General features: G+C 68.2%; 21 protein-coding genes. 13 read left to right on the forward strand and 8 right to left on the reverse strand.

The features are described 5' to 3' along the window. Positions 1-98 precede the first annotated feature (98 nt). A complete protein-coding gene (gene ligA, locus NBE95_RS15895) occupies positions 99-2,381 on the forward strand; it encodes an NAD-dependent DNA ligase LigA (protein ID WP_289895209.1) in 2,283 nt (760 codons plus the stop codon). Next, entirely contained in the window at positions 2,357-4,468 is a 2,112-nt protein-coding gene (recG, locus tag NBE95_RS15900; protein ID WP_289895210.1) for an ATP-dependent DNA helicase RecG, read from the forward strand. The genes ligA and recG overlap by 25 nt, the downstream gene beginning before the upstream one ends. Before the next feature lie 323 nt (positions 4,469-4,791). Here the strand turns inward: recG and NBE95_RS15905 are convergent, their stop codons facing one another. After that, positions 4,792-5,229 (reverse strand): iron-sulfur cluster assembly scaffold protein, encoded by a 438-nt coding sequence (locus NBE95_RS15905; protein ID WP_289895212.1) that lies wholly within the window; start codon positions 5,227-5,229, stop codon positions 4,792-4,794. 59 nt (positions 5,230-5,288) lie between these two features. Here NBE95_RS15905 and hisI point away from each other — a divergent pair, with 59 nt between their 5' ends. After that, positions 5,289-5,648 carry a phosphoribosyl-AMP cyclohydrolase gene (hisI, locus tag NBE95_RS15910; RefSeq protein WP_289895213.1) on the forward strand — a complete coding sequence of 120 codons (360 nt, stop codon included), beginning with the start codon at positions 5,289-5,291 and terminating at the stop codon, positions 5,646-5,648. Here the strand turns inward: hisI and gluQRS are convergent. The 3 genes from gluQRS to NBE95_RS15925 all read right to left on the reverse strand — a co-directional run bounded on the left by gluQRS (position 5,637) and on the right by NBE95_RS15925 (position 8,561). Further along, positions 5,637-6,482, reverse strand: coding sequence for a tRNA glutamyl-Q(34) synthetase GluQRS (gene gluQRS, locus NBE95_RS15915; protein WP_289895214.1), 846 nt, complete (start codon positions 6,480-6,482; stop codon positions 5,637-5,639). The two genes, hisI and gluQRS, sit on opposite strands and share 12 nt — an antisense overlap. After that, a complete protein-coding gene (gene trmFO, locus NBE95_RS15920; RefSeq protein ID WP_289895215.1) occupies positions 6,479-7,819 on the reverse strand; it encodes a methylenetetrahydrofolate--tRNA-(uracil(54)-C(5))-methyltransferase (FADH(2)-oxidizing) TrmFO in 1,341 nt (446 codons plus the stop codon). Before trmFO ends, gluQRS begins: the two co-directional genes overlap by 4 nt. Positions 7,820-7,934: 115 nt before the next feature. Then, the gene (locus tag NBE95_RS15925; protein ID WP_289895216.1) at positions 7,935-8,561 is read right to left on the reverse strand and encodes a 50S ribosomal protein L25/general stress protein Ctc; all 627 of its coding nucleotides are present in this window, start codon (positions 8,559-8,561) and stop codon (positions 7,935-7,937) included. Between the two features lie 180 nt (positions 8,562-8,741). Here NBE95_RS15925 and NBE95_RS15930 point away from each other — a divergent pair, with 180 nt between their 5' ends. Continuing rightward, entirely contained in the window at positions 8,742-9,734 is a 993-nt protein-coding gene (locus tag NBE95_RS15930) for an acyltransferase family protein (protein ID WP_289895218.1), read from the forward strand. Between the two features lie 19 nt (positions 9,735-9,753). On the opposite strand, the gene NBE95_RS15935 is transcribed toward NBE95_RS15930, so the two are convergent. Together NBE95_RS15935 and NBE95_RS15940 are read right to left on the reverse strand one after the other, a co-directional pair. After that, positions 9,754-10,917 (reverse strand): alpha-hydroxy acid oxidase, encoded by a 1,164-nt coding sequence (locus NBE95_RS15935; RefSeq protein ID WP_289895220.1) that lies wholly within the window; start codon positions 10,915-10,917, stop codon positions 9,754-9,756. A 10-nt stretch (positions 10,918-10,927) separates the two neighbouring features. After that, positions 10,928-11,278: a hypothetical protein gene (locus NBE95_RS15940; protein WP_289895221.1), complete on the reverse strand. Its 351-nt coding sequence runs from the start codon at positions 11,276-11,278 to the stop codon at positions 10,928-10,930. 100 nt (positions 11,279-11,378) lie between these two features. On the opposite strand from NBE95_RS15940, the gene NBE95_RS15945 reads away from it, so the two are divergent. The 3 genes from NBE95_RS15945 to rpoD all read left to right on the forward strand — a co-directional run bounded on the left by NBE95_RS15945 (position 11,379) and on the right by rpoD (position 16,066). After that, positions 11,379-11,987, forward strand: coding sequence for a TetR/AcrR family transcriptional regulator (locus tag NBE95_RS15945; protein WP_289895223.1), 609 nt, complete (start codon positions 11,379-11,381; stop codon positions 11,985-11,987). 16 nt (positions 11,988-12,003) lie between these two features. Next, positions 12,004-13,932, forward strand: a complete 1,929-nt coding sequence (gene dnaG, locus NBE95_RS15950; protein WP_289895224.1) for a DNA primase — start codon at positions 12,004-12,006, stop codon at positions 13,930-13,932. A 139-nt stretch (positions 13,933-14,071) separates the two neighbouring features. After that, entirely contained in the window at positions 14,072-16,066 is a 1,995-nt protein-coding gene (rpoD, locus tag NBE95_RS15955) for an RNA polymerase sigma factor RpoD (protein WP_289895225.1), read from the forward strand. A 61-nt stretch (positions 16,067-16,127) separates the two neighbouring features. Here rpoD and NBE95_RS15960 read toward each other — a convergent pair whose 3' ends face one another. Further along, positions 16,128-16,676, reverse strand: a complete 549-nt coding sequence (locus tag NBE95_RS15960) for an NAD(P)H-dependent oxidoreductase (RefSeq protein ID WP_289895227.1) — start codon at positions 16,674-16,676, stop codon at positions 16,128-16,130. 141 nt (positions 16,677-16,817) lie between these two features. Between NBE95_RS15960 and rmuC the strand changes: the two genes are divergently transcribed. The 6 genes from rmuC (at position 16,818) to NBE95_RS15990 (ending at position 22,231) form a co-directional block, all read left to right on the forward strand. Beyond that, positions 16,818-18,281: a DNA recombination protein RmuC gene (rmuC, locus tag NBE95_RS15965; protein WP_289895228.1), complete on the forward strand. Its 1,464-nt coding sequence runs from the start codon at positions 16,818-16,820 to the stop codon at positions 18,279-18,281. After that, complete coding sequence (locus NBE95_RS15970; protein ID WP_289895230.1) at positions 18,278-18,703, forward strand: secondary thiamine-phosphate synthase enzyme YjbQ; 426 nt, start codon at positions 18,278-18,280, stop codon at positions 18,701-18,703. Before rmuC ends, NBE95_RS15970 begins: the two co-directional genes overlap by 4 nt. Before the next feature lie 109 nt (positions 18,704-18,812). Continuing rightward, positions 18,813-19,682 carry an ABC transporter permease gene (locus NBE95_RS15975; protein ID WP_019351361.1) on the forward strand — a complete coding sequence of 290 codons (870 nt, stop codon included), beginning with the start codon at positions 18,813-18,815 and terminating at the stop codon, positions 19,680-19,682. After that, the gene (locus tag NBE95_RS15980) at positions 19,679-20,485 is read left to right on the forward strand and encodes an ABC transporter permease (RefSeq protein ID WP_289895231.1); all 807 of its coding nucleotides are present in this window, start codon (positions 19,679-19,681) and stop codon (positions 20,483-20,485) included. Before NBE95_RS15975 ends, NBE95_RS15980 begins: the two co-directional genes overlap by 4 nt. Before the next feature lie 65 nt (positions 20,486-20,550). Next, entirely contained in the window at positions 20,551-21,648 is a 1,098-nt protein-coding gene (locus NBE95_RS15985) for an ABC transporter ATP-binding protein (RefSeq protein ID WP_289895947.1), read from the forward strand. A gap of 97 nt (positions 21,649-21,745) precedes the next feature. After that, the gene (locus NBE95_RS15990) at positions 21,746-22,231 is read left to right on the forward strand and encodes a pore-forming ESAT-6 family protein (protein WP_289895232.1); all 486 of its coding nucleotides are present in this window, start codon (positions 21,746-21,748) and stop codon (positions 22,229-22,231) included. An 81-nt stretch (positions 22,232-22,312) separates the two neighbouring features. Here NBE95_RS15990 and NBE95_RS15995 read toward each other — a convergent pair whose 3' ends face one another. Further along, the gene (locus NBE95_RS15995) at positions 22,313-22,654 is read right to left on the reverse strand and encodes an MmcQ/YjbR family DNA-binding protein (RefSeq protein ID WP_289895233.1); all 342 of its coding nucleotides are present in this window, start codon (positions 22,652-22,654) and stop codon (positions 22,313-22,315) included. Between the last annotated feature and the right edge of the window lie 108 nt (positions 22,655-22,762).

The raw sequence follows: 22,762 nt of genomic DNA on the forward strand, positions 1-22,762 counted from the left end.
CGCCAGACGGCCGGGTGCTGGACAATCCGGCCCCGGCCCCGGTATCACCTTTCCCCGGATCATGGCCCGCAGGGGCCGGCAGACAGGCGGAGGGCAGGATGGCCGGAGAAGACGAGGATCGGGCCGTTCCGGCAGCGGAAGCCGCCTTGCCGCCGGTCTCCAGCCTGGATGCCGGGACGGCGGCTGAGGAACATGCGCGGCTGAGCGCATTGGTGACGCGCGCCAACCTGGCCTATTACCGGGAAGACGCGCCTTTCATCAGCGATGCGGAATACGATGCCGGCAAGCGGCGGCTGGAAGCGATCGAGGCGCGCTTCCCCGGGCTCGCGCATCCGGCCAGCCCGACGGCGCAGGTCGGCGCCGCGCCCGACACGCGCTTCGCCAAGATCCCGCATCGCCTGCCGATGCTGTCGCTGGAAAACGGCTTTACCCCGGGCGATGTCGAGGCCTTCGTGCAGCGGGTGCGCTCTTTCCTGAACCTTGCTGCCGACGCAACGCTGGAACTGACGGCCGAGCCGAAGATCGACGGCCTGTCGCTATCCCTGCGCTACGAGGGCGGGCGGCTGGTCCAGGCCGCCACCCGCGGCGACGGCGCGGTGGGCGAGAACGTGACCGCCAATGCCCGCACCATCGCCGATATTCCCGAGCGTCTCGCCGGCGAGGACTGGCCCGGGGTTCTGGAGATCCGCGGCGAGGTCTACATGTCGCACGCGGATTTCGCGACGCTGAACCAGTCCGACGGCGGCCGGGTCTTCGCCAACCCGCGCAATGCGGCGGCGGGCTCGCTGCGCCAGCTCGACCCGGCAGTGACGGCATCGCGGCCGTTGCGCTTCTTCGCTTATGCCTGGGGCGAGGTCAGCGCGCCCGTCGCCGGCACGCAGATGGAAGCGGTGCGGCGGATGCAGGATTTCGGGTTCCAGACCAATCCGCTGACCCGGATCTGCGCCTCGGTCCAGCAGATGATGGCCGCCTGGGCCGAGATCGAGCAGATGCGCGCGACCTTGGGCTATGACATCGACGGCGTGGTCTACAAGGTCAACGATCTGGCCTATCAGGCGCGACTCGGCATGCGCTCGACGACGCCGCGATGGGCCCTGGCGCACAAGTTCCCGGCCGAGCGGGCCTGGACGCGGCTGGAGGCCATCGACATCCAGGTCGGCCGCACCGGCGCGCTCAGCCCGGTGGCGCGGCTGCATCCGGTGACGGTGGGCGGGGTCGTGGTCTCGAACGCCACCCTGCATAACGAGGATTACATCGCCGGCCGCGGCGCCGATGGCAGCGAGATCCGCGGCGGCAAGGACATCCGCATCGGCGACTGGGTCGAGGTCTATCGCGCCGGGGACGTGATCCCCAAGGTCGCCGATGTCGATCTGGCCAAGCGGCCGCCCGCGGCCGTGCCCTATGCCTTCCCCGAGACCTGCCCGGAATGCGGCTCGCCCGCCATCCGGGAAGAAGGCGACTCGGTCCGCCGCTGCACCGGCGGTCTGATCTGCCCGGCCCAGGCGGTGGAAAAGCTGCGCCATTTCGTCTCGCGCGCCGCCTTCGACATCGAGGGGCTGGGCGCCAAGCTGGTCGAGGAATTGTTCCGCGACGGCTGGATCGCCGAGCCGGCCGACATCTTCACCCTGCAGGACCGCTACGGTCCCGGCCGGCTGACCCAGCTGAAGAACCGCGAGGGCTGGGGCGAGAAAAGCGCCGCCAGCCTGTTCCAGGCCATCGAGAAGCGCCGCGAGATTCCGATGGCGCGGCTGCTGTTCGCGCTTGGCATCCGCCATGTCGGCGAGGTGGCGGCCCAGGATCTGGCCCGCCATTACGGCGGCTGGGAAGCGTTGGAGGCGGCGCTGGATACCGCGCGCCCGGCGGCGCTGGCGCAGCGCCTGGTCGAGGAAGCCACGCAGGCCGAGCGCGAGGCGGCGCTGGCCGAAAGCCGCCGCGCGCGCCCGTCCGAGGCGCGTGCCGCCGTGCTGGCGCAGGTCGAGCTGCCGGCCGATGCCGCCGCGGCCTGGGCCGGCCTGATTGCTGCCGACGGCATCGGCCCGGTGCTGGCCATGTCGCTGTCCGACGCCTTCGCCAATGCGCGCGAGCGGGCGGCGATCGACCGGCTGGTCGGCTTCCTGACCGTGCTGCCTCCTGGAAAGCGCGCCACCGACAGCGCCATCACCGGCAAGACCCTGGTCTTTACCGGAACGCTGGAAAAGATGACCCGGGCCGAGGCCAAGGCGCGGGCCGAGGCGCTTGGCGCCCATGTCGCGGGCTCGGTCTCGGCCAAGACCGATCTGCTGATCGCGGGCCCCGGTGCCGGGTCGAAGGCGAAGAAGGCCGCCGAACTGGGCATCAAGGTCATCGACGAGGACGAATGGCTGGCGATCGCCCAGGGGTGACGGGCCGCCCGCCGGCGCTGTTTCCGCTGTTCGCGGGCGTCGAGACCCTGCCGGGCGTCGGGCCGCGCGCGGCCGAGGCCTTCGCCCAGATGGGCGTGACGCGGCTGCGCGACCTGATCCTGACCCTGCCGCATTCCGGCATCCGCCGCCGCCGCATCGCCCGGCTGGCCGAGGCCCGTCCGCCCGAGATCGTCACCGTGGCAGTCACCGTGCAGCGTCACAGCCCGCCCACGGCCAAGGGGCGGCCCTGGCGGGTGCATTGCTCGGATGGCGGTGCCGATCTGCAGCTGGTGTTCTTCCACCCGCGCCGGGACTGGATCGAAAGCCAGTTGCCCGTGGGCGCGGGGCGGCTGGTCTCGGGCAAGATCGAGCTGTTCGACGGCATGGCGCAGATGGTGCACCCCGACCATATCGGCGCCGAGGGCTCGGACCCGCCGCCGGATTTCGAGCCGGTCTATCCGCTGTCGGGCCGGCTGACGCAGGGCGTGGTGCAAAAGGCGGTGCAAGCGGCGATGGGGCGGTTGCCGCAGGCGGGGGAATGGATCGACGTCTCGGTCGTGGCGCGCGAGGGCTGGCCCGCCTGGGCCGAGGCGCTGGCCCGCGCCCATGCGCCCGAGGGGCCGGCCGGCCTGTCGCCGACCGATCCGGCGCGCGCCCGGCTGGCCTATGACGAGCTTTTCGCGCATCAGATGACCCTGGCGCTGCTGCGCCGCGACCGGCGGCGGCAGGCGGGGCTGGCGACGCAGGGCGGCGGGCATCTGCGGGCCAGGGTTCTGGCCGGGCTGCCCTGGCCGCCGACCGGTGCGCAGGCCCGCGCCGTCGAGGAGATCGCCGCCGACATGGCCGCACCGCGGCGGATGAACCGGCTGCTGCAGGGCGATGTCGGCGCCGGCAAGACGCTGGTCGCGTTCCTGGCGCTGCTGGTCGCGGTCGAGGCGGGCGGGCAGGGCGTGCTGATGGCCCCGACCGAGATCCTGGCCCGCCAGCATTTCCGGGCGCTGGAGCCGCTGGCCCGGCTTGCCGGCATCCGGCTCGAGGCGCTGACCGGCCGCGACAAGGGCGATGCCCGCGCCAATATCCTGACCGACCTGGCCGAGGGGCGCATCGACATCCTGGTCGGCACCCATGCGGTGATCCAGAAGACCGTCGCCTTCCACGACCTGCGGCTGGCCATCGTCGACGAGCAGCACCGGTTCGGCGTCAACCAGCGCATGGAGCTGGGCACCAAGGGCGGGCATCAGCCGCCCGACATGCTGGTGATGACGGCGACGCCGATCCCGCGCTCGCTGGCGCTGGCGCAATTCGGCGACATGGATCTGTCGGTGCTGGACGAAAAGCCCGCCGGGCGGCAGCCGATCCGCACCACGGTGATCTCGGACGGGCGCATGGGCGAGGTGGTCGAGCATCTGGCCCGCGCGCTCGACGCCGGTGCCCGGGCCTATTGGGTCTGCCCGCTGGTCGAGGAAAGCGAGGCGATCGACCTGACCGCCGCCGAGGCGCGCTTCCAGGCGTTGCGGGCGCGGTTCGGAGAGCGGGTGCGGCTGGTCCACGGCCAGATGCCGCCCGAGGAGCGCGACGCCGCCATGGCCGATTTCGCGGCCGGCCGGGCGCGCATCCTGGTCGCGACCACGGTGATCGAGGTCGGCGTGGACGTGCCCGAGGCGACGATCATGGTGATCGAACACGCCGAAAGCTTCGGCCTGGCGCAGTTGCATCAGCTGCGCGGCCGGGTCGGGCGCGGCTCGGGCGCCTCGAGCTGCCTGCTGATGTATCACGAGCCCTTGTCGGAGACCGGCCGGCGGCGGCTGACGATCCTGCGCGAAACCGAGGACGGCTTCCGCATCGCCGAGGAAGACCTGGCGATGCGTGGCGCCGGCGATGTAATCGGTACCGCGCAATCCGGCCTGCCGCGATTCCGCATCGCCGACCTGGAGCGCCAGTCGGGGCTGATGGCGCTGGCGCGCAAGGACGCGCAGAGCTTCCTGGAGCGCGACCCGGCCATGGAGAGCGAGCGCGGCCATGCCGTGCGGCTGCTGCTGTGGCTGATGGAGCAGGACCGGGCCATCCGGCTGATCAGCGCCGGATAGGGATATTCGCATAATGTTCCTAAAAAGTTCTTTACTTCGTTCGCAGTTCATGAGAACAAACCATAAACGAACTGTGGAGAGACCCATGACCCGCGAATCCCTCTCTGACCTGCTCGGCACCATCGCGATTTCGGTGACCGCGATCATCCTGTTTTCGCTGCCCTCGATCCTGGCGGCCTGATCTTACTGCCCCGCGCAATCGACGGCCCTTCGCCTGGGGCCGGACCATTCCCCCGGACGATCATGCGCGCAACTGCCGGTCCCTTGTGGGCCGGCTTTTCTTTTTCCGCCTCCGGCGGGGGTATTGGGGCAACAGAGAACGGTCAGGCCGGCGAGGCGTCGATGGCGCCCAGCAGCGCCTCCCAGGCCAGCAGGATCGAGGCGTGGCGGTTCGGGAATTCCCGGGCGGGCAGCAGCGCCTCGAGTTCCTCGAAGGGCGGCGCCGGGGCGGGGCCGTCGGATTTCAGCATGGCCTGCAATGCGTCGCGGGCGCTTGCGATCTCGTCGCGGGTGCGGCCGAGCGCCGTGCGGCCCAATACCCCGGCCGAGGCCTGGCCCAGGGCACAGGCCCGCACCTCCTGCGCGAATTCGGCGACCCGGCCGTCGTGCATCACCACATGCGCCGTCACCGAGGAGCCGCATTGCGGCGAGCGGCGGTGCGCGCTGCCCGTGGCGTGATCGAGCTTGCCCAGATGCGGAATGTCCGAGGCCAGCGCCAGGATGCGCCGCGAGTAGAGCTGCATCAGGTCGCTGTCGGCCATGGCTTTTCCCTTGCTGCTGTCGGGATTAGATAGGTGCGGCAAACCCGAAAGGAAAGCCGATGTTCGACCCTGCCAGCCTGAAATATGACGCGAACGGGCTGATTCCCGCCATCGCGCAGGATCATCGCAGCGGCGAGGTGCTGATGATGGCCTGGATGAACGCGGAATCGCTGCGCCGGACGCTGGATTCGGGACAGGTGACCTATTGGTCGCGCTCGCGCCAGGGCTTCTGGGCCAAGGGCGAAAGTTCGGGCCATGTGCAGAGGCTGGTCGAACTGCGGCTGGATTGCGACCGCGACTGTCTGCTGCTGCTGGTCGACCAGCATGGGCCGGCCTGCCACACCAACCGGCGCAGTTGCTTCTATACCGCGATCCGCGACGGGCGCGAGGTGGAGATCATGGCGCCGTCAGAAGCCTAGCTGGCGGCGGATCTGCGCGGCGCTGATGCCCTCGTCGCGGAACAGCTTCAGCGCCCGGGCATCGTCGCGTTTGGCCAGTCGCTTGCCGTCTGCGTCCCGGATCAGCCGGTGATGGTGGTAGCGTGGCGTCGAAAGTTCTAGCAATTTCTGAAGAATGATATGGATCCACGTTGAATCCAAAAGATCTTTTCCACGCGTCACCAGGGTGATGCCTTGGGCGGCGTCGTCCACCACCACCGCAAGGTGGTAACTGGTGCCCATGCCGCGCCGGGCCAGCACCACATCGCCGACCCCGGCGATGAAGTCCTGCGCGCTTAGCCGGTGCGGCAGGCCGGGGGCGATGTTCTCGTCCAGAAAGGCGATCTCGTCGAGGCCCAGATGCTCCAGCGCGCGGGCGGCGTTCAGGCGGATGGCCTCCTCTGGCCCGGCCTCGGCCATGCGGCGGTGGCGGCAGGTGCCGGGATAGACCGGGCCGTCCGGGCCGACCACCTGCGCCGCGTCCTCTTGCGGTGCCGCGAGCGCGGCGCGGATGTCGGCGCGGCGGCACCGACAGGGATAGGTCAGCCCCATTGCCGCCAGCCGGTCCAGGGCCACCTGATAGGCCGGCAGGCGTTCGGACTGGCGCATGACCGGTCGCGGCCAGTCAAGGCCCAGCCAGCGCAGATCCTCGGCGATCAGCACCTCGTATTCCGGGCGGCAGCGGCTTTGGTCGATATCCTCGATGCGCAGCAGGAACTGGCCGGGATCGGCCAGCCGCGCCGCGGTCAGCGCCGCGAAGGCATGGCCCAGATGCAGGGGGCCGGTCGGCGAGGGGGCGAACCGGGTCCGGTTCAAGCCTGCCCCGCAAGCCATTGCTGAAAATCGGCTTTCGCGCGGTCTGTATAGGCCGGGTAGCGGTCCTTGCGGCCCTTGCGGCCGCCCCGCATCGCGTCGAGCGGCGGATAGAGGCCGAAATTCACGTTCATCGGTTGGAAGGTCTTGGCATCCGCGCCGCCGGTGATGTGGTTGACCAGCGCCCCCATCGAGGTGGTGGCGGGCGGCGGCGGCAGGTCGCGCCCCAGCGCCTCGGCCGCGGCCATGCGGCCGGCGAGCAGGCCCATGGCGGCGGATTCGACATAGCCCTCGACCCCAGTCACCTGGCCGGCGAAGCGCAGGTTCGGCCGCGCGCGCAGCCGCAGCCGGTCGTCGATCAGCCGCGGCGAGTTCAGGAAGCTGTTGCGGTGAATGCCGCCCAGACGCGCGAAACTGGCGTTCTGCAATCCTGGAATCTTCCTGAAAACATCGGTTTGCGAACCATATTTCATCTTGGTCTGGAAGCCGACGATATTATAGAGCGTCCCCAGCGCATTGTCGCGGCGCAGTTGCACCACAGCATAGGGCTTTTCGGTGGGGTTGTGCGCATTGGTCAGGCCCACGGGTTTCATCGGTCCGTGGCGCAGGGTTTCACGGCCGCGCTCGGCCATGACCTCGATCGGCAGGCAGCCATCGAAATAGCCGGCCGTCTCGCCCTCGTGGAACTCGGTCTTTTCCGCCGCCAGCAGCGCGTCGATGAAGCCTTCGTAATCGGCGCGGGTCATCGGGCAGTTGATATAGGCGGTCCGCTCTTCCTCGGTCTCGCCCTTGTCGTAGCGGCTTTGCCGCCAGCAGATCGACATGTCGATGCTTTCGGCATGGACGATGGGGGCGATGGCGTCGAAGAAGGCCAGCGAGCCTTCCCCGGTCAGGCTGCGGATCGACTGGCCGAGCGCCGCGGAGGTCAGCGGGCCGGTGGCGACGATCCAGCGGCCCTCGGCGGGCAGCGCGGTCACCTCGCCCGGCGCGAAGCTGACCAGCGGCTCGTCGCGCAGCGCCTGGGTCACGGCCTGCGAGAAGGCGTCGCGGTCGACGGCCAGCGCCCCGCCGGCGGGCAGGCGATGGCGCTCGGCCATGGCCATGATCAACCCATCGGCCGCCCGCATCTCCCAATGCAGTTGGCCGACGGCGTTCATGCGGTCGTCGTCCGAGCGGAAGCTGTTCGAGCAGACCATCTCGGCGCAGTCGCCGGTGCGGTGGGCGAAGGTCGCGACCTGGGGCCGCATCTCGTGCAGCACCACCGGCACGCCGGCGCGGGCGATCTGCCAGGCGGCCTCGGATCCGGCAAGGCCGGCGCCGATGATATGGATCGGTTCCATGCGTTTCCCCTTCGCGTCAGGCGCGATGTCCTAGCAACCGCCGGGCCTTCAGGCAAGAGAAAGGGCGGCGCCCGCAAGGGTGCCGCCCGTCGTGATTCGCTGCTTGGACCCGCGATCAGGCCTCGGCGGCTTCGCCTTCGGCAGCAGTCTCCTCGTTATCGGCCGAGCGCAGGCCCGAGGGCGCGGCGATGTTGGCGATGACGAAATTGCGGTCGATGGTCGGCTTCACGCCGGCCGGCAGCACCACGTCCTCGATGTGGATGGTGTCGCCGATCTGCTTGCCGGTCAGGTCCACGGTGATCTGCTCGGGGATGTCCGAGGCGGTCACGACCAGCTCGACCTCGGGGCGCACCACGACCAGCGTGCCGCCGCGCTTGAGGCCGGGGGCGGCGTCGTGGTTTTCGAAGTTCACGTGGATGAACAGGTTCACGCGGGTGTTGCGGTGCAGGCGCATGAAGTCGATATGCGTCGGCAGATCCTTGACCACGTCGCGCTGGACGCCGCGGCAGACGACGCGCACGTCGTCCTGGCCCTCGACCTTCAGGTTCCACAGCGTGGACATGAAGCGGCCGGCGCGCAGCTTGGTCAGCAGCGAGTTGAACTCGATTTGGATCGGCTGCGGCTCTTTGCCGTCGCCATAAACGATGCCGGGCACCTTGCCTTCGCGGCGAGCTTGGCGGGCGGCCCCCTTGCCTGTCCCCGCGCGTGCCTCGGCCACCAGATCCGGGATCTCTTTGGCCATGATGGTATTCCTTTGGTTGTGGTTTGCGGCCATCCTCCAAGGGTGCATGGCCGAAGACGGGCCTATAGCGCGACGTCATTCGGTTGTGAAGTGGAAAAAGCCTAGCATGCGACACGAAAAACCCTTGCCAGAAGCACGGAGAGGTAGCAAAGCAGTTCAAGTCGTGCCGGGGTTCGCGAGTTGCACCGTATACATTCACTGGACTATCTGAAGCTGGGTCTGGCCGTTCTGGTTGCCTTTGGCCATACCTACTGGCTGCAGGTCAACATGACGCCCTATCTCTACATGGTCGGGAACGGGCTGATGCGGGCCATGGTGCCGACCTTCTGCATCGTGGCCGGCTATTTCCTCTATTCGGCGGTGGCCCGCGACAAGGGCGGCAAGTGGCTGTGGCGGGTGACGGCGCTTTACGGTTTCTGGATGGCGGTCTATCTGCCTTTCTGGCTGAACGAGGTGCACGGTCCGGTCTCGCTGGTCAAGACCCTGGCCTGGGGCTATTTCCACCTGTGGTTCATGGCCGGCATCCTGGTCGCCGGGGCGGTGATCCTGTTGCTGCGCGGCTTTGCCCGCAGGATCGCGCCGGCCTATGAATATCGTATCCTGATGGCGGCGGCGGTGGTCTGCGCGCTGATCGGCGTGGTGCTGCAATATGTCAGCCTGTCGGGGATCATGCATATCGGCGTGAAGAAGTTCTCGAACGGCCTGTTCATGTGCTTTCCCTTCGTCGCCATCGGCTATCTCTGCGGGCGGCGGGTGGCGCGGCTGGGAATGCCGGGCCTTCCGGGGCGCTGGCTGGTTCTGGCCCTGACCGCCATCGGGCTGGGGCTGTTGATGGCCGAGGCGTGGCTGGTCCAGGCCTGGCGCAGCGATCAGGTGATGCTGGACATTCCCGCCAGTTCCTATGTCGCGGCGCCGGCGCTGTTCATCGCCACCCTGGGCACGGCCATGCCGGCGCCGCCGCTTCGGCTCGACCCGATTTCGGCTTCGATCTATTTCATGCATGTGCTGGCGCTGCATCTGGCGCGCTCGCTGGGCTTTCAGGATCTGGGCGAGCTGATGCTGTTCGCGGTCGGGTTGCCGACCCTGGCGGCGCTGCTGCTGCAGCGGCTGCCGATTCCCGGCTTCGGCAAGCCGAAACATCGCTACGACGCGCAGCGCGGCCCCCGCGCCTGAGCGTGGCGGCGGGCGCCGCTCAGGCCCAGGGTTGCAGGAAATCCGGCGGGATCAGCAAGTTCTGCCGCCCCAGCGCCGTCACGTCGCGTTCGCCGCACAGCGCCATGGTCACGTCCAGCTCGTTGCGGATGATCTCCAGCGCCCGGGTCACTCCGGCCTCGCCCATGGCGCCGAGCCCGTAGATATAGGCGCGGCCGATATGGGCGGCATGCGCCCCCAGCGCCAGCGCCTTCAGCACGTCCTGGCCCGAGCGGATGCCGCTGTCGAGATGGATCTCGACCTGGTCGCCGACCGCCTGCACGATCTCGGGTAGCATGCGGATCGCGCTGACCGCGCCGTCCAGTTGCCGGCCGCCGTGGTTGCTGACGATGATCGCATCGGCGCCGAAGCCGGCGGCCATGCGGGCGTCCTCGGGGTCGTTGATGCCCTTCAGGATCAGCTTGCCGCCCCAGAGGTCGCGGATGCGGGCGATCTTGTCCCAATCGAGCTGCGGGTCGAACTGCTCGGCCGTCCAGCTCGACAGCGACGAGGTGTCGCCCACGCCCTTGGCATGGCCGACGATATTGCCGAAGAAGCGGCGCTTGGTCCGCAGCATCCCGATGCCCCAGCGCCATTTCGTCGCCAGGTCCAGCAGGACCGGCAGCGTCAGCTTCGGCGGCGCCGACAGGCCGTTCTTCAGATCCTTGTGGCGCTGGCCGAGGATCTGCAGGTCCAGCGTCAGCACCAGTGCCGAGCACCGGGCGCGCCGGGCCCGCTCGATGATCGCCTCGAGGAATTCCTGGTCGCGCATCACATAGAGCTGGAACCAGAACGGCGCCTGCACCGCCTCGGCCACATCCTCGAGCGAGCAGATCGACATGGTGGACAGCGTGTAGGGCACGCCGAAATCCCGCGCCGCCCGCGCCGCCTTGATCTCGCCGTCGGCGCATTGCATGCCGGTCATCCCGACCGGGGCCAGTGCCACCGGCATGGCCACCTCTTGGCCGATCATCGTGCTTTTGGTGGTGCGGCCGGTCATGTCCACCGCGACCCGCTGGCGCAGCTTGATGCGCTGGAAATCCGTGCAGTTCTCGCGGAAGGTGCTTTCGGTATAGCTGCCGCTTTCCGCGTAGTCGTAGAACATGCGCGGCGCGCGCCGACGATAGAGCGTCTTCAGATCGTCGATGCAGGTGATGGCCGGCATTGGGGTCTCCTCAGTTCGGCGCGGCTTCGGGCGCGCAATCGGCATCGTCCGGGGCGCAGTCGTCCAGCGGGCGTTCGGACAGCGCCCTGGCGCGGGCGCGCAGCGCCTCGGCCCGGCGGCGCAGCTCGGCATCGTTGGCGACCTGACCCGATCCGGCGCGGCCCGCCAGACCCTGCGCCCGCGCATCCAGCGCCGCCGTGGCGGCCTCGGGGTCGTTGGCGGCATCCGCGGCATGGCCGGGCAGGCTGGGCGGCGCCAGCAGCCGGTCGGTGGGCATGAGCGCGGGATAGTCGCTGGTGTCGTCGCCGCATGCGGCCAGCGCCGCCAGCGCCAGCGCGCCGCAAATCTTCGCCAGGCTCATCCCGTCCCCCTGAACTTTCACGGCCGGACCATAGGGCGGGGCGAGCCCCGGGGGCAAGATGCGCTCTTTCCTTGCGCGGCGGCGCCTCCTAGAAGGCGGCATGGCAAGAACCCAGGGCTCACGGGCAGAGATCACCGGACCGCTGATCCGCGACACGGCGCGCACGCTGTTCGCGCGCCACGGCTATGCGGCGGTCTCGATGCGGCAGATCGCGGCCGAGGTCGGCGTGCAGGTCGGCGCGCTCTATGCCTATACCGCCGACAAGCAGGCGTTGCTGGTCGACCTGCTGCGGGTGCATATGGAGGAGCTGCTGGCCGCCTGGCACGACGATCCGGCGCGTCCGGCGCTGGAGCGGCTGGAGGCTTTCCTGCGCTTTCACATCCAGACCAGCCTGCAGCGGCCCGAAGCGGTGTTCCTGTCCTATATGGAATTGCGCAACCTGACGCCGGACAACCGCGCCGAGATCGCCGGCCTGCGCCGCCGCTACGAGGACGCGCTGGAGGCGATCCTGATCGCCGGCGAGGCCGAGGGCTCGATGACGGTGCCCGATACGCGGCTGGCCACCATGGCGCTGATCGCCATGCTGACCGGCGTCACCAACTGGTACCGCGAGGGCGGGCGGCTGGACCAGGAGCGCGTGGTCGCGGTCTATTGGGATCTGGTGCGTGGCGCCGTCGGTGCGAATCCCCTTTTCAACCGGCGGTCCTGATCCGATATAGGATGGCATGAGCCTGCCGCCGCAATTCCTTGATGAGATCCGCGCCCGCGTGCCTTTGTCGCGCGTGATCGGCCGCAAGGTGGTCTGGGATCTGCGCCGTTCGAATCAGGCCAAGGGCGACTGGTGGGCGCCCTGTCCCTTCCACGGCGAAAAGACAGCTTCGTTTCATGTCGATGACCAGAAGGGCTTCTATTACTGCTTCGGCTGCCATGCCAAGGGCGACGCGCTGACCTTTCTGCGCGAGGCCGAGGGGCTGGGGTTCATCGAAGCGGTCGAGCTGCTGGCCGCCGAGGCCGGGCTGCCGATGCCCGAACGCGACCCGCGCCAGGTGCAGCGCGCCGACCGGCGCACGGAACTGGTCGAGGTCATGGAACAGGCGGTGCGCTGGTTCCGCATGCAGCTTGGCATGGCCGCGGCCGAGCAGGCGCGCGCCTATCTGGCGCAGCGCGGCCTGGACGAGGCCGCCTGCGAACGCTTCGGCATCGGTTTCGCCCCCGACCAGCGGCAGGGCCTGTTCAACGCCCTGCGCGCCAAGGGCATCGCCGAGGCGCTGATCGTCGAGTCCGGGCTGGCGGCCAAGCCCGACAACGGCGGCGCGGCCTTCGACCGCTTCCGCGGCCGCATCATTTTCCCGATCCGCGACGGGCGCGGGCGCTGCATCGCCTTCGGCGGCCGGGCGATGGACCCGAACGCGCGGGCGAAATACCTGAACTCTCCCGAAACGCCGCTCTTCGACAAGGGCCGCAACCTCTACAATGTCGGCCCGGCGCGGGCGGCGGTGGCCAAGGGCAGGCCGCTGGTGGTGGCCGAGGGCTATATGGACGTGATCGCCCTGGTCCGCGCCGGCTTCGAGGGCGCGGTGGCGCCGCTGGGCACCGCCGTCACCGAGGACCAGTTGCGGCTGATGTGGCGCATCTCGCCCGAGCCGGTGATCGCGCTGGACGGCGACGATGCCGGTCTGCGTGCCGCGATGCGGCTGATCGACCTGGCGCTGCCGATGACCGGGCCGGGGCAGGCGCTGCGCTTCGCTTTCCTGCCGCAGGGCCAGGATCCCGACGACCTGATCCGCGCCCGCGGCGCCGCGGCCATGGCTGCGGTGCTGGAGGAGGCGCGGCCGCTGGTCGACCTGCTCTGGCGGCGCGAGACCGACGGCCGGGTCTTCGACAGCCCCGAGCGCCGCGCGGCGCTGGACAAGGCGCTTGGCGAGGCGGTGGCAAAGATCCCCGACAAGGATACCCGCGACCATTACCATTCGGTGCTGCGCAACCTGAAATGGGAGCTGTTCGGCAATCGCCGCCGCGACCCGGCCCAGGCGCGCCCGCCGCGCGAGGGCTGGCAGGGCCAGGGCCGCAATCCGCGCTTCCAGCCCGTCGCGCCGGCGGCGCCGACCCGCGCCTCGCGCCTGTCCGCGCCCGATGCGGACGAGCATGAGGCCGAGTTTTTGATCGAGGCCATGGTGCTGGCGATCTGCGCCACCCATCCCGGCCTGATCGCCCCGGTGGAATCGCGCCTCGAGCGGCTGGAGCCGCATGACGCCGACCGCGCGGCGCTGATCCACGACCTGCTTTCGGGCACGCAGTCGCAGGCGGGCCAGCGCGCCCTTGAAAGCATCCTGGCCGACCCCCATGTGAGGGCGGCTCCGGCCATCCTGCGCCCGCATGACGGCGATGCCGCCGCGGAAATCCTGGCCAATGCCCTGGACCGGATCGAGGCGCGCCGCGCCGCGCGCGAGGAAATCGCCCGCGCCGAGGCCGAGATCGAGGGGCTGGCCGATGAGGGGTTGACCTGGCGCATGGCGCAATCCGCCCGCGCCCGGCAACTGGCCGACCACCCCTCGCTGGCCGACCTGTCGGATCTGGGCGAGGACAGCGACGCCTATCGGGCCATTCTCGACGCGGCGCTGAAGAACGAGATCTGGCGCAAGCCGCGCCGCTGACGGATGCGGGAAGGCCAGCGCCGAATCACCCCGGCCGCGCCGGGTCGCGGATTTGAATCCCCTCCGCGATTCGGATAGAAGCGGCCGATAGCCGATCCCGATTCGCCGATTCGCGAATCACCGCTTCAAGGGAGCCAGCATGGCAGCCAACGACGACGACCAGAAGCCCGACACCAAGGACGACGATCACTCGCTGGACATGTCGCAGGCCGCGGTCAAGCGCATGATCGCCGAAGGGCGCGAGCGCGGCTTCATCACCTACGACCAGCTCAATGCCGTCCTGCCGCCCGAGCAGGTCAGCTCGGACCAGATCGAGGACGTGATGTCGATGCTGTCCGAGATGGACATCCGCGTGGTCGAGACCGACGAGGAGGCCGACGAGGCCGAGCAGGGCGGCGAGCTGGCCACCACCGGCTCGGGTTCGGGTTCGCGCGAAATCGCCGTCGCCACCGCCGAGACCGAGAAGCTGGACCGCACCGACGACCCGGTGCGCATGTATCTGCGCGAGATGGGCTCGGTCGAGCTGCTGTCGCGCGAGGGCGAGATCGCCATCGCCAAGCGCATCGAGGCCGGCCGCAACACCATGATCGCGGGCCTCTGCGAAAGCCCGCTGACCTTCAAGGCCATCACCCTCTGGCGGCAGGAGCTGCTGGACGAGGAGATCCTGCTGCGCGACGTCATCGACCTTGAGACCACCTTCGGCCGTTCGATGGACGAGGAGGGCGAGGAAGAGGAAGAGGTGGTCGACGCCGACAGCCCGCGTCCCGCCGCCGGCAATGCCGCGCGCGAGGAGGAGGAGCTGGACGCCGACGGCAACCCGATGGGCCGGGGCGAGGATGACGAGGACGAGGATGACGGCCAGAACCTGTCGCTGGCCGCGATGGAAGCCTCGCTGAAGCCCAAGGTGCTGGAGACGCTGGAAGCGATCGCCCGCGGCTACGAAGAGCTGGCGCATATGCAGGACAACCGCATGTCCGCAACGCTGAACGAGGACGGCACCTTCTCGGCCGCGCAGGAATCGGCCTATCAGGTGCTGCGCTCGCGCATCGTCGGGCTGGTCAATGAACTGCATCTGCACAATGCCCGGATCGAGGCGCTGGTCGACCAGATCTATGGCATCAACCGCCGGATCGTCACCATCGACTCGGGCATGGTCAAGCTGGCCGATGCCGCCCGCATCAACCGCCGCGAATTCATCGACGCCTATCGCGGCAGCGAACTGGACCCGACCTGGGTCGAGCGGATGATGGAGAACAAGGGCCGCGGCTGGCAGGCGCTGTTCGACCGCTCGCGCACTCAGGTCGAGCAGCTGCGCGGCGACATGGCCATGGTCGGCCAGCATGTCGGCGTCGATATCGAGGAATTCCGCCGCATCGTCAGCCAGGTCCAGCGCGGCGAAAAGGAATCGCGCCAGGCCAAGAAGGAAATGGTCGAGGCGAACCTGCGGCTGGTGATCTCGATTGCCAAGAAATACACGAACCGGGGCCTGCAGTTCCTTGATCTTATTCAGGAAGGCAATATCGGCCTGATGAAGGCCGTGGACAAGTTCGAGTATCGCCGCGGCTACAAGTTCTCGACCTATGCGACCTGGTGGATCCGGCAGGCGATCACGCGATCCATCGCCGATCAGGCCCGCACCATCCGCATCCCGGTGCACATGATCGAGACGATCAACAAGCTGGTGCGCACCGGCCGCCAGATGCTGCACGAGATCGGCCGCGAACCGACGCCCGAGGAACTGGCCGAAAAGCTGCAGATGCCGCTGGAAAAGGTCCGCAAGGTGATGAAGATCGCCAAGGAGCCGATCAGCCTTGAAACCCCGATCGGGGACGAGGAGGACAGCCAGCTCGGCGATTTCATCGAGGACAAGAATGCCGTGCTGCCGCTGGACAGCGCCATTCAGGAAAACCTCAAGGAAACCACCACCCGCGTGCTGGCGTCGCTGACCCCGCGCGAGGAGCGGGTGCTGCGCATGCGCTTCGGCATCGGCATGAACACCGACCATACGCTGGAGGAAGTCGGTCAGCAGTTCAGCGTCACCCGCGAGCGCATCCGCCAGATCGAGGCCAAGGCGCTGCGCAAGCTCAAGCATCCCAGCCGGTCGCGCAAGCTGCGCTCCTTCCTGGATCAGTAAACCGGCAAGGGCAGGAAATCGAAAAGGCCGCGCCCCAGGGCGCGGCCTTTTCCCGTCGGGCTCAGCCGTGCGTCTCGATCCAGTCCGCGAAGGCGTCGACGAAGCCCTGCAGGAATTTCGCCGTGGTCTCGTCGGTGATGGTGCCGTTGGCGGCATAGGCTTCGGGCTTCCATTGCACATAGGCCTCGGGCGCGCTCATCACCACCATGCCCATGCCCAGCATGTCGGCCCTAAGCCGGATCTGCCCCACGGCGGCGCCGATGGCGCCGGGCGAGGTGCCGGTGACCGCGGCCGGCTTGTCCTTCCAGGAATTCTCGCCATAGGGGCGGGTCGCCCAGTCCAGCGCGTTCTTGATGACGCCCGGATAGCTGCGGTTGTATTCCGGCGTGATCGCCAGCACCGCGTCGGAATGTTCGATCCGGTCCTTGAGCCGCAGCACCGGGACCGGCGGCTCGGCCCAGAGTTCCTCGTTGTAATGCGGCAGGTCGCCGATATGCAGCAGGTGGAATTCCAGCCGGCCTTCGGCCAGTTTCTGCAGCGCCTGCATCAGCTTGTGATTGAGCGAGTCCTTGCGGAGCGATCCCACCATGACGGCAACGGTCTTGGCCATGCCCGATCTCCTTTTGCGGTTTGCGGATGCAAGCTAGGGTGGCGACCACCAGGATGAAAGGGGCGCCGTCCCTTGCATTGTGGGGGAAAAAGGTGAACAGTCGGCGCCACGAAAATGCAGGCACAAAGCGGAGAGGCGGAAATGCCCGGCTGGGAAGCAGCAAAAATCCAGGCATGGCTGGCGGATTCGGCTAATCTTCAGATCATCCTGGTCGCGGTGCTGGCCGTGCTGGTCATGTGCCTTGTTGCCCTGCACCGAACGCGGCGTTCGGCAGAGGCGGCCGTCGCGGGCGCTGCGGAACGCGAGTCCGGATGGCAGGCCCGCCTTGCCGCCGAATCGGAGCAGTTGCGCGCCCAGCTTCTGGCGGCGAGCCGGCTGGAAACCCGCAACGAGACCCTCGGCGCGCGGCTTCAGGAACTGGTCGAGGAGCGCGACGGCCTGGCGGATGCGCTGCACCGCGAGCGCCAGCTGGTCTCGCGTCTGGAACGCGAGCTGGCCGAGACCCGGCTGGCGGCGCAGAAGGACCGCGAGGCGGCCGAGCGCGACATCGCCACCCTGCGCGAGCTGCGCGAGGAGATGAGCGGCCAGTTCCGGCTGCTGGCCAACGAGACGCTGAAATCCCAGGGCAGCGAGATGCAAAAGGCGCATGGCGAGCAGCTTTCGGCGCTGCTGACCCCGTTCCGCGACCAGGTGCATCGCTTCCAGACCGAGCTGCAGGCCCGCAACAAGACCACCGACGAGGAACGTGCGCGGCTGCGCGAGCAGATCGAATACCTGCACAAGCGCTCCGAGGACATCTCGCGCGAGGCGGTGGCGCTGACCCGGGCGCTGAAGGGCGACAGCCAGAAGCGCGGCGCCTGGGGCGAGATGATCCTGGAACGCATCCTGGAGGATTCCGGCCTGATCGCCGGCACGCATTACGAGACGCAGGCCAGCCATCGCGACGGTGACGGCAAGCTGTGGCGGCCCGACGTGATCGTGAAGATGCCGCAGAAGAAACTTCTGGTGATCGACAGCAAGGTCTCGCTGAACGCCTATGAGGAGGCGGTGAATGCCGAGGACATGGCGACCCGCGACGCGGCGCTGCGCCGGCATGTCGCCTCGGTCCGCGCCCATGTCGCCGGACTGGCCGCCAAGGGTTACCAGGCGCTGGACGAGGGTTCGGTCGATTACGTGCTGATGTTCATCCCCGTCGAGGGCGCCTTCTCCGAGGCGCTGCGCGTCGATCCCGATCTGGCGCGGCACGCGATGGAGAACCGGGTGGGGCTGGCGACGCCGACCACCCTGATGCTGACCCTGCGCACCGTCGATCACATCTGGACGGTCGAGCGGCGCGAATCGAACGCCATGGCCATCGCCGCCCGTGCCGGCCAGCTTTACGACAAGCTGCACGGTTTCGTCGGCGCCGTCGAGGAAGTCGGGACGGCGCTGGACCGGGCGCAGAAAAGCCACGCCACCGCCATGGACCGGCTGACCCGCGGCCCCGGCAACGTGATCCGCCAGGCCGAGATGCTGCGCGAACTGGGCGCGCGCACCCAGAAGCGGCTGGCGCTGGATCATGACGGCTTCGAGTCGCTGGAAGCACCGGGCGAGGCGGCGGAATGAGCGCCACCCGTTTCGTGATCCCGACTCGCGGCCCGGCCTGCCACGATTTCAGCCATGAGGTCGCGGGCTGGCTGCGCGCCATCGGCGCCGGCGACGGGGTGCTGACGCTGTTCGTGCGCCATACCTCCTGCTCGCTGCTGATCCAGGAGAATGCCGATCCGGACGTGCAGCGCGACCTGCTCAACTGGCTCGACCGGATCGCGCCGCCGGCCGATCATCCGTCGATGCGCTATCTGACCCACCGCGCCGAGGGACCGGACGACATGCCGGCGCATCTCAAGGCGGCGGTGCTGCCGGTCAGCCTGTCGATCCCGGTCTTTGCCGGCCGCATGGAGCTGGGCACCTGGCAGGGCATCTATCTGGTCGAGCACCGCGCCAGCCCGCATCGGCGCGAGGTGGCGGCGCGGTTCCAGCCCGGCTGAACCGGCGCGGCGGGGCGCAGGAAAGCCCTTTCCCTTGCGCGCCGGATGTGGAAACCTGCGGCCTTGACCGGGGCGGAAACCGGGCGGATTCAGACGGCAAGGGCAAGGGATGGCGGCAGGCAACCGATCGCAAGCGGCTCAGGGGCTGACCCTGATTGCACCGCCTCTGGCCTATGCGGTGCTGATCCTGGCCGCGCCGCTGCTGACCATCCTGGCCTATTCTTTCTTCAAGGACGGCTACCTGACGGTGATCCGCGAATTCACGCTGGAGAATTACCGCGCCGTCTGGTCCGATCCGATCTTTCACAAGATCATGCTGCGTTCGCTGGGGGTCGCCGCGCTGGTGACGCTGGTGACGGTGGTGCTGGCCTTTCCGGTGGCCTATTTCCTGTCCTTTGCGGTCGATCCGCGCAAGAAGTCCATGTGGCTGTTCCTAATCACCATTCCGTTCTGGACCAGCTACCTGATCCGGGTGTTCCTGTGGAAGGTGATCCTGGGCTATAACGGCGTCATCAATTCGGGGCTGAAATCGCTGGGCATCATCGAGCAGCCGCTGACCTTCATCCTTTATAACGTGAACTCGATGGTCATCACGCTGGCCCATGCCTATGCGCCCTTCGCCATCCTGCCGATCTTCATCGCGCTGGAAAAGATCGACCGCTCGCTTCTGGAAGCCGGGCGCGACCTCGGCGAAAGCCGGGCGATGACCTTCTGGCGCGTCACCCTGCCGCTGGCCATGCCCGGGGTGGTGGCGGCGGCGCTGATCGTCTTCATCCCGACCATCGGCGATTATGTCACCCCGGCGCTGATCGGCGGCGGCAAGATCCCGATGATCGCCAACATGATCCAAAGCCAGATGCTCGACCAGGACAACCGGCCGATGGGCTCGGCCTTGGCGGTCACCGCCATGCTGATCGTCGCGCTGCTCAGCCTGATCTTCGTCGCCATGAACCGGCGTTTCCTGAAGGTGCGGCAATGAAGGGCGGCGGGCTTCGCGTCTATGCGGTCATCTATCTGCTGTTCCTTTACGCGCCGATCCTGCTTCTGCCGGTCTTCGCCTTCAATTCGGGCACCATTATCGCCTTCCCGCTGAAGGAGTTCACCACCGAATGGTTCGCGCAGATGTGGGGCAACGCCTCGCTGCGCCGGGCGCTGACCAATTCGCTGACCATCGCCGTCAGCGCCTCGATCCTGGCCACCTGCCTGGGCATTTTCGCCGCCCGCGCTTCGACCCGCTTTGAATTTCCCGGCAAGGGCCCGATCATGGGGCTGATCATGCTGCCGCTGGTGCTGCCCGAGATCATCGTCTCGATCTCGCTTCTGGTGGTGCTCCTGTCGTTGGGGGTCACGCTCAGCGTGCTGACGGTGATCGTCGGCCATACGCTGATCTGCATGCCCTATGCCACGGTGATCCTGTCCACCGCCTTCAACTCGCTCGACCGCTCGCTGGAAGAAGCGGCCTATGACCTGGGCGAGACCCGCTGGAGCGCCTTCCGGCTGGTGATCCTGCCGCTGGTCATGCCGGGCATCATCTCGTCCCTGCTGATGAGCTTCACCATCAGTCTGGACGAGTTCATCATCGCCTTCTTCCTGGCCGGGAACGAGCCGACGCTGCCCACCTATATCTTCAGCCAGTTGCGCTTTCCCAAGCAGATCCCGATGATCATGGCGCTGGGGACGGTGCTGGTGGTCCTGTCGATCCTGCTTCTGACCATCGCCGAATATTTCCGCCGCCGCGGCATCGCGAAAACCGGCGCCAAGGATACCGGAGGTTTCCTGTGACGACCCAAAACCCGGGCCCGAAAAGCACCGCCGCCCATCGCGCCGCCATGGCCGGCGCGAAGCCGATGATCGAGATCCGTGCGGTGCAGAAGCATTACGGCGACTATCACGCCCTGCGCGGCATCGACCTGAGCATCCGGGCGGGCGAGTTCTTTTCGCTGCTGGGGCCGTCGGGCTGCGGCAAGACCACGCTCTTGCGCACCATCGCCGGGTTCGAGGACATTTCCTCGGGCGCGGTGCTGATCGACGGGCAGGACATGCAGGACGTGCCGGCGAACCGGCGGCCGACGAACATGGTGTTCCAGTCCTATGCCATCTTCCCGCATCTGAGCGTGGCCGAGAATGTCGGCTTCGGGTTGCGCCGCGACCCGCGCTCGCGCGCCGAGAAGGCCGCGGCGGTCGAGGAGGCGCTGGAGATGGTGGGCCTGAAAGGCTATGGCAACCGCGCCAGCCATGCGCTGTCGGGCGGCCAGCGCCAGCGGGTGGCGCTGGCGCGGGCGCTGATCCTGAAGCCCAAGGTGCTGCTGCTCGACGAACCGCTTTCGGCGCTGGACCGCAAGATGCGCGAGCAGATGCAGGTCGAGCTGATCAAGCTGCAGCGCCAGGTCGGCATCACCTTCGTGCTGGTCACCCATGACCAGGAGGAGGCGCTGGTCATGTCGGACCGCATCGCGGTGATGTTCGAGGGCCAGATCGCCCAGATGGACGGGCCCGAGGCGCTTTATGCCCGCCCGACCAGCCGCCGGGTGGCGAATTTCATCGGCGTGATGAACTTCCTGCCGGCCCGGGTGCTGGGCGAGATGGGCGACGCCGTGCAGATCGAGGCGCCGGGCCTGGGCCGGGTCGATATTCCCATGGCCAATGTCAGCCGCGCCGATCCGGGCGACGACGGCCCTTCGGTCGGCTTCCGGCCCGAGGCGGTGTCGCTGGTGGCGCCCGGCGCGCAGGGCAGCAACCGGGTGGCCGAGGGCGTGGTGGACGAGGTCGTCTATTACGGCGACATGACCTATTACGACGTGCGGCTGGACGGCTCGGCCGGTTTCGACGGCAAGGCCCGCCCGGTCCGCATCGCCATGCGCAACGTCTTCGGCCGCGAGGTCCAGGATGTCGGCACCCGCGCGAATGTGAGCTGGTCCCCGGGCTCTCTGGTGCTTTTCCGCTGATCGGCGCGAAACCCGCCGCGACATTCCGCCGAGCCGATTTGCGGCCCGGCGGCGCTCGTGCCACAGTCCCCGCACAATGCAACAGACGGAGATCGACATGATCGCACGTTCCGCGAAATTCCGCACCGCCATCCTGTCCGCGCTGACGGTGGCCGGCCTGAGCGCCGGCGCCATCGCACAGGAAGCCGCCGCCCCCGAGACGGCGGCGCCGGCCGAGGGTGCGCCCGCGGCCACCGCCCAGGCACCGGCGGCCGCCCCTGCCGCGGCCCCCGCCGCGCAGGACAGCGGCGCCGCCTATGAAAGCGCGCGCAACCAGCTGGGCGTCCTGAGCTATTGCCAGGAAAAGGGCTATATCGACGGCAAGGCGGTCGAGACCCAGACCAAGCTGCTGGCGATGATCCCGGCCGGCGACACCGCCAAGGGCGATGCGGCCGAGGCGAAGGGCAAGGAAGGCACGGTTTCCGCCATGGGCGTCGAGCGCACCCTGGCCGATGCCGCGAAAGAGAAGAACACCAGCGAGGACGCGCTTTGCAAGCAGATGGACGCGCTGCTGCAGCAGCTCGCCTCGCAGGTTCCGGCCTGAGCCGGATCTGACGGGAACGGCAGGGGTCCAGTCGCTCGGACCCCTGCCGCTGGCCGGCCCTTCCGGGGCCGGCCATTTTCGTCAGAGCGGCGGCAGCGCCGCCTGAACCTTCCTGGGCAGCTTGCCGCGCACCAGGCGATAGGAATGGCGGATGCGATGCGCCAGCTCGTCGGGCGCCGAATCGAGCGGCAGGGCGACCCAACTGCGATGCAGATAGGCGGCGCGCTCGGCCACGCCGGTCTCGAACAGGAACTCGGCCGTCTCGGCGCTGTCGGTCTTGACCGAGACATGCGTGCCCGCCGTGCCGGTCACCGCGAAGGTCTTGCCGCCGATCTTCCAGCAATCATGGCCGCCGCCCCAGGGATCCGACCACTCGGCCCCGGGCTGCGCGGCGCAGATCTCGTTGACCAGTTCGCGGCTCATGGCCCGAGTTTTGCAGCCTCTCTTGGCATAGGCAAGACAATGCGTTATGGCGAGCGCATGAAGGCAAGAACCGCCACCATCCGCTGCATCATTACCGGCTGAAATTTC

Source organism: Paracoccus sp. TOH, assembly GCF_030388245.1.
GTDB classification, from domain to species: domain Bacteria; phylum Pseudomonadota; class Alphaproteobacteria; order Rhodobacterales; family Rhodobacteraceae; genus Paracoccus; species Paracoccus simplex.